General features: G+C 70.4%; 5 protein-coding genes. 3 read left to right on the top strand and 2 right to left on the bottom strand.

Features of this window, described 5'->3' with window-relative positions; genetic code table 11:
- The 3 genes from G6020_RS01440 to msrB all read left to right on the top strand — a co-directional run.
- The coding region (locus G6020_RS01440) for an alpha/beta hydrolase (protein ID WP_182609425.1) at positions 1 to 590 on the top strand (590 nt) is incomplete at its 5' end.
- Between the two features lie 79 nt (positions 591 to 669).
- On the top strand, positions 670 to 1,836 hold the full coding sequence (locus G6020_RS01435; protein ID WP_182609426.1) for a glycosyltransferase 87 family protein: 1,167 nt from the start codon (positions 670 to 672) through the stop codon (positions 1,834 to 1,836).
- A gap of 9 nt (positions 1,837 to 1,845) precedes the next feature.
- Positions 1,846 to 2,286, top strand: coding sequence for a peptide-methionine (R)-S-oxide reductase MsrB (msrB, locus tag G6020_RS01430; protein ID WP_179525394.1), 441 nt, complete (start codon positions 1,846 to 1,848; stop codon positions 2,284 to 2,286).
- A gap of 79 nt (positions 2,287 to 2,365) precedes the next feature.
- Here the strand turns inward: msrB and hemQ are convergent, their stop codons facing one another.
- Both hemQ and G6020_RS01420 read right to left on the bottom strand, forming a co-directional pair.
- The gene (gene hemQ, locus G6020_RS01425) at positions 2,366 to 3,061 is read right to left on the bottom strand and encodes a hydrogen peroxide-dependent heme synthase (protein ID WP_182609424.1); all 696 of its coding nucleotides are present in this window, start codon (positions 3,059 to 3,061) and stop codon (positions 2,366 to 2,368) included.
- Between the two features lie 3 nt (positions 3,062 to 3,064).
- On the bottom strand, positions 3,065 to 3,891 hold an 827-nt coding region (locus tag G6020_RS01420), incomplete at its 5' end, for an FAD-dependent oxidoreductase (RefSeq protein WP_182609423.1).

The raw sequence follows: 3,891 nt of genomic DNA, 5'->3' as shown, positions 1-3,891 counted from the left end.
CCCGCGTGCCCGCCGCCCTCCTGTCCGACGTCATCCGCTCCGCCCTCGCCGACCTGTCCGGTGCCTCCGCGGCGGAGGCGTCCGAGGGGGACGTGATCCTCGGCGACATCGCGGAGGCGGGCCCGGGCGCGGACTCGCCCGGATCCCCGGTGCGTGCCCGGGCGGAGGCGTTGACGAGCTCGTCACTGCCCTATGTCGCGGGGTGCTCCGATCTGCCCCGGCGGGTGCCGGTGAGCCGCGTCCCGGAACTCGCCACAGAATGGACGGATGACGCACCCTTCGGGGAGATCCTCGCCGCCCAGCTGTCCGCGTGTTCGACCTGGCCCGTCCCGGGAGAGTCCACGCTGGAGCTACCTGGCGCCGCGCCCGTGCTGCTGATGGGTGGGATCGCGGACCCCGTGGCCGGTGCCGCCGCGCTGGAACCCACCGCGGGGATGCTGTCGGCCGCAGGGGCCGGCGACATCCGGGTCCTCACCTGGGGTGCACCCGGATCGCGCGTGGTCCTCCACTCCGCGTGCGCCAGATCGACCGTCACGGAGTTCCTCGCCGACCCGGCCACCGTCGACCGTTCCGTGGCCTGTCCCTCCTGACCGGGGCGCCTGCGTGGGGGACGCGACCCGGGCCGGTAGCCTGCACACCGTGCCGTTGCCGACCCGAAGCACTGACTCCGTGCCCCGCCTGCTGAACCACATCCTGTGGCCGCTGGCGATCATGACCGTGATCCACCGCGTCCTGATCAAGGCCGTCAACGGATCCATCACCAATGACTTCGGGACCGTCTACGCGGCGACCAGACGTTTCCTCGCCGGCGAACCCGTGTACAGCGAGAACCTGCTCACGGTCCAGCCGCACTACCTCTACGCCCCGAGCGGCACCTTCCTGCTGGCCCCCTTCGGCGTGATCGACAACTACACCGTCGCGCGGTGGTTGTTCATCCTCGTCAACACCGCGGCGATCATCGGCGCGCTGTGGCTCCTCATGAGGTTGTTCGACCTCGACGTACGGTCGTTCGCGGCCCCGGCGATCCTCCTGGGGGCCTTCTGCACCGAGGCGGTCACCAACACCCTGGTCTTCACCAACGTCAACGGCGTGATCTTCCTGTGCCAGGTGGCGTTCCTGTACCTCCTCCACCGCCGGAGACTGTGGTGGGCCGGTGTGGCCATGGGCCTGTCCCTGGCCATCAAACCGATGCTCGCGCCACTACTGGTCCTCCCCCTCATCCGCCGTCAGTGGCAGCCCTTCGTCGCCGCCGTGGCGATCCCCGCCGCCGCCATGGCCGCGGGCTGGGCGCTCACCGTGGACGCCGCGCGGTACCTCGAGGTGACCGCGCCGTACATGAGCGAGGTCCGCGACTACTACAACAGCTCCCTCGCCGGCCTCGGCCTGTACTACGGTGTCCCCGAACCACTCATCCTGGTGGCCCGGATCCTCATCGTGGTGGCCACCCTGGTGGCCGTGTGGCTCCTGCTGGACTACCGGCACAACCACGAGGTGCTGTGGTTGGCCACCACCTCCGGTGTCATCCTGGCCGGTGTGTTCCTGGTCTCCAGCCTGGGGCAGATGTACTACTCGATGATGCTGATCCCGATCATGCTCACCGTGGTCCTGGACAAGTCCTTCGTGCGCAACTGGCCCGCCTGGCTGGCGGCGTACGGGTTCTTCACCCTGGACTTCTGGGAGTCGGCCCGGTGGCCGTACTACGGGCGACTGCTGGAGTTCGCCCATCCCACGCTCGGATGGCTGTTGTTGCTGTGCACGGTGTTGGTGATCCTGCTGTGGCGGCGCACGGACCCGCGGCGACACGAGCGGATCGCACCGGCCGCCGCGGCGGCGTAGCCTGCGGACATGAGTGAGCGCACCGACACCCCCTCCAGCACTCCACAACCGGACTTCACCCTCGACGATGCGGAATGGCGCCGCAGACTGACCCCCGAGGAGTACCAGGTCCTGCGCCGGGCCGGCACCGAGCGGCCGTACACCGGGGAGTACACCGACACCAAGACCGAAGGGGTCTACCGCTGCCGCGGCTGCGGGGCCGAGCTGTTCCGCAGTGACGCCAAGTTCGACTCCCACTGCGGCTGGCCCTCGTTCTTCACGCCTCTGGCCGGTGGGGCCGTCATCGAGCGGACCGACACCTCCCTCGGGATGACCCGCACCGAGGTGGTGTGCGCGAACTGCCACGGCCATCTCGGTCACGTGTTCTCCGGCGAGGGCTACCCCACCCCCACGGACCTGCGGTACTGCATCAACTCGCTGAGCATGACGCTCGAGCCCGCCGAGGACTGAACGCACGACAGGAGGGGCCGGCGGGGACGTTGTGGTCCCGGCCGGCCCCTCGCGTCGATCCCCGCGGCGCTGAGCCGTCTCAGGGCATCGTGGTGGCCAACTGCTCGGCGCTGATCCGGGGCCCGGTGAAGAACGGGACCTCTTCACGGACGTGACGCCGCGCCTCGGTGCTGCGCATGACGCGCATGAGGTCCACGATCCGGTCCAGCTGCGGGGCCTCGAAGGCCAGGAGCCATTCGTAGTCGCCCAGAGAGAACGACGGCACGGTGTTGGCCCGGACGTCCGGGTACTCGCGGGCGGCGCGCCCGTGCTCGGCGAGGATCTGGCGACGCTCCTCGTCGGGGAGCAGGTACCACTCGTAGGACCGGACGAAGGGGTACACCGAGATGTACGCGCCCGGCTCCTCCTCGGCGAGGAACGCCGGGATGTGGCTCTTGTTGAACTCCGCGGGCCGGTGCAGAGCCGTGTTGGACCAGTGGGCCGTGCTGGCCCGGCCCAGGATCGTGGTGCGCCGGAACTCGTTGTAGAACCTCTGGAGTTCCTCGATGTGCTCGGCGTGGGTCCAGATCATGAAGTCGGCCTCGGCGCGGAGCCCCGAGACGTCGTACAGTCCGCGGACCACCACGTCGGTGCCGTCGAACCGGGCGAGGAACCGCTCGAGGTCCGCGGTGACCGCGGCCCGGTCCTCCCCCAGTTCCCCGGGCGTCACGGTGAAGACCGAGAACATCAGGTAGCGGAGCGTCGAGTTGAGCTTCTTGTAGTCAAGGCGTGCCATGGCTCAATCCTGCCACCCGGCGGCCAACCGGCGGGCCGCGGCCCGTGCCGAGCCGATGCACGCGGGCACGCCGACCCCCTCGGTCGCACCTCCGACCACTTCGACCCCGGGCAACCGCTCCGCCAGTTCGGCCCGCACGCCCGCGATCCGGTCGGCGTGCCCCGGACCGATCTCGGCGAGCGCGTCCTCCCAGCGGCGGACACGCGAGTACAGGATCGTCGGTGCGGATCCGCACACCCCGGCCAGGGCGGACTCGGCCATCCGGGCCAGTGCGATGTCGTCCGCGGTGAGCACGTCGTCGTCGTCGAGCCGACCGAACGACACCCGCACCAGGTGACCCGGTCGGGTGTCGAGGTGAGGCCACTTGCGACTGGTGAAGGTCATCGCCTTGAACGGAACCGGCTCGTCGGTGGCCACCAACACCCCGGAGAGCTCGGGCAGGTCGAGCCCCCGGTCCACCTCCATCGCCACCACAGCGGACGAGGCGGTCCGGATCCCGGACAGGCCGGACACAGCGCCGTCGACGCCACCGGCGGCGGCCAGGAGCGGTGTGGCGTGGGGGACGGGGACGGCGACGACGACGAGGTCGGCGTCCTCCACCCACGATCCGCGCGCGCCGGTGACCGTCAGGGTGTACCCGGAGGGCTCGCGATGGATCGCGGTGCAGGTGGCGTGAGAGCGGACCGTGGCACCCGAGGCCTCGGCGAGCGCGGACACGAGCCCCCTGTACCCGCCGTCGAGGGTGGCGAACACGGGCCCAGGCACCCGGTTGCCCACGAGCTCACCGATCGCGGCGGTCAGCGTCGGTGCGCCGCGGTCCAGCGCCTCGG

The organism is Dietzia sp. B19 (assembly GCF_014145155.1).
Lineage (GTDB): Bacteria > Actinomycetota > Actinomycetes > Mycobacteriales > Mycobacteriaceae > Dietzia > Dietzia natronolimnaea.
Note: the sequence above shows the minus strand (reverse complement) of the source record. Positions and strands in the feature narration are given on the sequence as shown.